A 4,887-nucleotide genomic window follows, 5' to 3' on the forward strand; every position below is an offset into this window, starting at 1 on the left:
CTTTCGTGTGGCCCGGCGCACGCTGGAAGGCAGACTGCTTCTTCTCCAGGGCCGTCGCCCGGTACCGCCAGGGCCAGCTTCCCTCCGCATTCCTCGAGCTGGGCCGCGCCTGTCATGTTCTGACGGACATGGCCTGCCCCGTCCACGTGCACCGCGTGGCCCACGATAGCGACCCCTATGAGTGGTACGTCGAAGCCCATACGGAGCACCTGTCCACGCTGCGCGTCCCGAGCGCTCCCCGGGCACAGCGCCCCTCGGAGCTGGTGGAGGGGCTCGCCCGCTTCACGCAGCAATTCGCCCCGGACCGGACCCACAACCTCCTCGGCCGCTGGTTGAGAAAGCGAGGGCTCCGAGAGTCAGTGCCCCACCACATGCTGGCGGAGCAGGCGGAGCGGATCATCCCGATGGCCGCCAGCCATGTCACAGGCCTGCTGCAGTTGTTTCTGCGCACCACGGGAGGGGCATAGAAGAAGGACGGATGGGGGCCCTGTTGAGGAGGCAGCCTGGTGCAGCTGCCCCGCAAGCGAGCGCCGCAGGAACAACAGCGCCCTGATCCGCGAGGGCTTCCCTCCGTCCTTCCAGGCCACGGGGCCTGGAAGTGTCGCTCACCCACGAGTTGGAGCGCCGGCGCCAGTCAGGGCGCCCGAGGACAGTCTTATTCGCGGCGTATGCCCTCTCGGACAGGTGCGCGCCGCCCTTGATTGTGTCTTTTTGATGAGGCCAGCAGCGACCAGTCCCAAGGGGGGAATCCATGAAGGCATTGAAGCGGATGGCTCAACAAGCCATCTCGAAGGCCACTCTCATCACAGCGTTGTTCCTCTGTACTTCGGCGAGCGGGGTGTCCTCCGCGACACCGTCCTTCACGCTCTTCGAGAGTGGCCAGGTCCGCCCGCTTGCGCTCTCGCCGAATGGCAAGCTCCTCTTCGCCGTCAATACCCCTGACAACCGGCTCGAGATCTTCCAGGTCAACGGCCAGGGCCTCCGTCACCGCGCCTCGGTGCCCGTGGGGCTCGAGCCCGTCGCCGTCGCGGTCCGCGGCAACGAGGAGGTCTGGGTCGTCAACCACCTGTCCGACAGCGTCAGCGTCGTGCGGCTCAGCCCAAGCGGCCATCAGGGCACCGTCGTGCGGACGCTGCTCGTGGGCGACGAGCCGCGGGACATCGTCCTCGCTGGGCCCGGAAAGAGCCGTGCCTTCATCACCACCGCCCATCGTGGGCAGAGCGTTCCCTTTGATCCGCAGTTCACCACGCCAGGCATTGGCCGGGCCGACGTCTGGGTCTTCGATGCCGCCCAGCTGAGCCCCGCTTCCACGGGCAGCCCGCTGACCATCCTCACCCTCTTCAGCGACACCCCCCGGGCGCTCGCGGTGACACCCGATGGCTCGCGCGTCTACGCGGCCGCGTTCCACTCCGGAAATCGCACCACGGTGATCGACGACGCTCTGGTGCCCGATGGAGGCGAAGCCGCAGGCGGGGTGCCTGGACCGAACACCAGCCCTGCGGGGGTGCCCGCGCCCGAGGTGGGGCTGATCGTCAAGTTCAACGGCACGCACTGGGTGGATGTGCTGAACCGCACGTGGGACAGCGAGGTGAAGTTCTCCCTGCCCGACAAGGACGTGTTCGTCATCGACGCGAACGCCAGCCCGCCGACGCAGCTCGCGGGCCCGGCCGGCTTCTACTCCGGCGTCGGCACCGTGCTGTTCAACATGGCCGTCAACCCGGTGAGCGGCAAGGTGTACGTGAGCAACACCGAGGCTCGCAACGAGCTGCGCTTCGAGGGTGCGGGCCTCTTCGGAGGCAGCACCCTCCGGGGGCACCTGCACGAGAGCCGCATCAGCGTGCTGAGCCCCGCAGGCGTCACCCCGCGGCACCTCAACAAGCACATCGACTACAGCACGTGCTGCGCCCCGCTCCCCAACGCCGAGAATGAGAAGAGCCTGGCGCAGCCCATGGGCATGGCTGTCACCTCCGACGGCGTGACTCTCTATGTGGCCGCCTTTGGCTCCTCCAAGCTGGGCGTCTACTCCACCGCCGCGCTCGAGGCCGACACCTTCGTGCCTGGCACGGGCAACCAGATCCCCCTGAGCGGCGGAGGCCCCACCGGCCTGGTGCTGGACGAGGCCCGGGGGCGCCTGTACGTCTTGACGCGCTTCGACAACGCCATCTCCGTCATCAACACCGCCACGCGCGGCGAGCTGGCCCACGTGCCGATGTACAACCCCGAGCCCCCCAGCGTGGTGGCGGGGCGGCCGTTGCTCTACGACGCGCGGCGCAGCTCCAGCCATGGCGACTCGTCCTGCGGCAGCTGCCACATCTTTGGCGACTTCGACAGCCTGGCGTGGGACTTGGGCAATCCGGACGGCTCGGTGCTGAACAACCCGGGCCCCTTTGTCCCGCTGCTGCCTCCGTTCGGCGACGATCCCCTGTTGGGCCAGGAGCCCGACTTCCACCCGCTGAAGGGGCCCCTGGTGACCCAGAGCCTACGCGGCATGGCCAACCACGGCCCGATGCACTGGCGCGGGGACCGCACCGGTGGCAACGATGAGCCCACCGCCCAGCCGAACAGCGGGGTCTTCAACGAGGCCGCCGCGTTCAAGAAGTTCAACCCGGCCTTCGTGAGCTTGCTCGGGCGGAGCGCGCAGCTCTCCGAAGCGGAGATGCAGCAGTTCACCGACTTCATCCTGCAGATCACCTACCCGCCCAACCCGATCCGCAACCTCGACAACTCGCTCACGCCGGCGCAGGAGGCGGGGCAGGACTTCTTCTTCGGGGTCCAGGTGGCTCCGGCGGGCACGTGCGAGAGCTGCCACCGGCTCGATCCGCAGGCCAACCCCGGGGAGGGAGCCTTCGCTGGCTTCTTCGGAGCGGACGGCCGCTCGTCCTTCGACGCGGAGACGCAGATCTTCAAGGTCCCGCACCTGCGCAACATGTACCAGAAGATCGGCATGTTCGGTGCGGGCTTCACCACCAACACGCACGGGCCCGACACCTTCCTCGGAGAGCAGATCCGCGGCTTCGGCTTCAACCACGATGGCGCCTTCCCGGATCTGTTCCGGTTCAACAGCCTGTTCGACCTCAGCCCGCTGAACCCCGTGGGCATCCCGCCCACGCCCGAGGGCGCGCAGGCCAAGCGGGACATGGAGCAGTTCATGCTGGCGTTCGACAACAACCTGGCACCCATCGTGGGCCAACAGGTGACGCTCACGCGCCACAACCCGGCAGCCGCAGCGCCCCGCATCCACCTGCTCAAGGACCGGGCGGAGGCAGGCGAGTGCGAGCTGGTGGCCAAGGGTCGACTCGCCCAGCACGAGGTGGGGTTCCTCTATGTGGGAGGCGGGAAGTTCAAGAGCGACCGGCATGCCGTACCGCCCGTCACCGACGCGGTCCTGCGCGCAGTGGTTGTCGCCGGCGACGGGGTGCTGACCTACACCTGCGCGCCGCTGGGCTCTGGACAGCGCATCGGCATTGATCGGGACCTGGACGGGGCGCTCGACGGAGACGAACGGGCGGCGGGGAGCAACCCGGCGGACCCCCACAGCCAGCCCTGACGGCAGCCCTCTGGGAGGGGGGTGGAGCCGCTGGCGAGCCGGGCGGGAGACCCATGGAGGCGTAGCTCTCGAGTCGAGGCCCACACTCCACTTCTCGCCAGCAATGACAAGGCCCCTCGACTTTGCCCCTCCTGGGGCGTAGATGGTATTTCCTGTTTTACATTGTTCACCGTTTCTGGGATTCGTGGTGGTGGCACGGCCTTTGGAGAGCGCCATGCCTCCTTCCTTTCCAAGGACAGCAGATGACCCATTTCTGGTTTCGGTGGAGCAGTGTCCTCCTGGTGTGCGTGGCGGCCGTGGGCTGTGGAGACAGCCGCACGAACGAAGTGCAGAGCTTTCCCCAGGCGAAGGCTGCGCGCCCCGTGGGAGCACGTCACGAAGCCTTCCGCCAGGCCAGCGCGCGCCAAGGCGTGCGCGAAGAGGTGCTCCTGGCTCATGCCTATCTCATGGGGCGTTTCCAGGCCCCTCCTGCGGAGGAGCATGGGGCCCTGGAGGCGCAAGCCGGGCACGTGCATGTGCCGCGCTATGGGATGATGCACCTGACGGCGGAGCAGGTGGTGGAGGGCGCCCGGCTCACGGGGCTGAGCGAGGCCCAGGTGCGCGAGGAGCTGGAGGCCAACGTGATGGCGGCGGCGGCCGTGCTGCGCACGCACGTGGAGGTGGCCGCGGGCGCAGGCGTGGCGCCGAGTTGGGAGCACCACCGCGCCGCTGGCGTGGCGCTGGCGGGCATCCGCGACTCCATCGCCGCCGAGGGCTACGCCGAGGAGCTGACCGCCCTGCTGGGCCAGGGGCTGGACGTCACTACACCGGACGGCGAGCGGCTGGCGTTCAGCGCGGTGGAGGACTTCGCGCGCGCGGCAGGCCCGGAGCAGCAGGCGGTGACGACTCCCGGCGCGTACCCTCCCATGGACTGGGTGGCCGCGCACCCGAACAACTACATCATTGGCCGAGGAGGAGGCACGGTGCGGTACGTGCTCATCCACACCACCGAGGGTGGCTACTGGGGCACCATCGACTGGTTCTCGCAGGCCAACCCGTACCAGTCCTCCACGCAGTACGTCATCCAGTCCAGCACCGGCAACATCACCCAGATGGTGAGCGAGGCCAATGCCGCCTGGCACGCTGGCAACGACTACTACAGCCGCAACTCCATCGGCATCGAGCACGAGGGCTACCTCAACAACCCGAGCTACTGGTACACGGAGGCCATGTACCGCTCCTCGGCCTCGCTGGTGTGCGCCATCGCGAAGCGATACGGCATCCCCGTGGATCAGCAGCACATCATCGGCCACTACCAGGTGCCCAACCCGTATGCGATCTCGGGCTCGTCGGCGCCGGGG

At 68.1% G+C, this 4,887-nt stretch carries 3 protein-coding genes; all 3 read left to right on the forward strand.

The window, feature by feature from the left end:
- Positions 1-467 (forward strand): hypothetical protein (locus VD972_RS00975; protein ID WP_324979347.1); only part of this gene is annotated, 467 nt, incomplete at its 5' end.
- Positions 468-751: 284 nt separating this feature from the next.
- Complete coding sequence (locus tag VD972_RS00980; RefSeq protein ID WP_324979350.1) at positions 752-3,547, forward strand: YncE family protein; 2,796 nt, start codon at positions 752-754, stop codon at positions 3,545-3,547.
- A gap of 242 nt (positions 3,548-3,789) precedes the next feature.
- Positions 3,790-4,887, forward strand: a 1,098-nt coding sequence (locus VD972_RS00985; protein WP_324979351.1) for an N-acetylmuramoyl-L-alanine amidase, incomplete at its 3' end; no start/stop codon positions are given.

The organism is Hyalangium sp., from assembly GCF_035629615.1.
Lineage (GTDB): Bacteria > Myxococcota > Myxococcia > Myxococcales > Myxococcaceae > Hyalangium.

Bases quoted from the DNA above. Each gene is read 5' to 3' on its own strand.
- VD972_RS00980 (WP_324979350.1), top strand. From the start codon at position 752: ATGAAGGCATTGAAGCGGATGGCTCAACAAGCCATCTCGAAGGCCACT.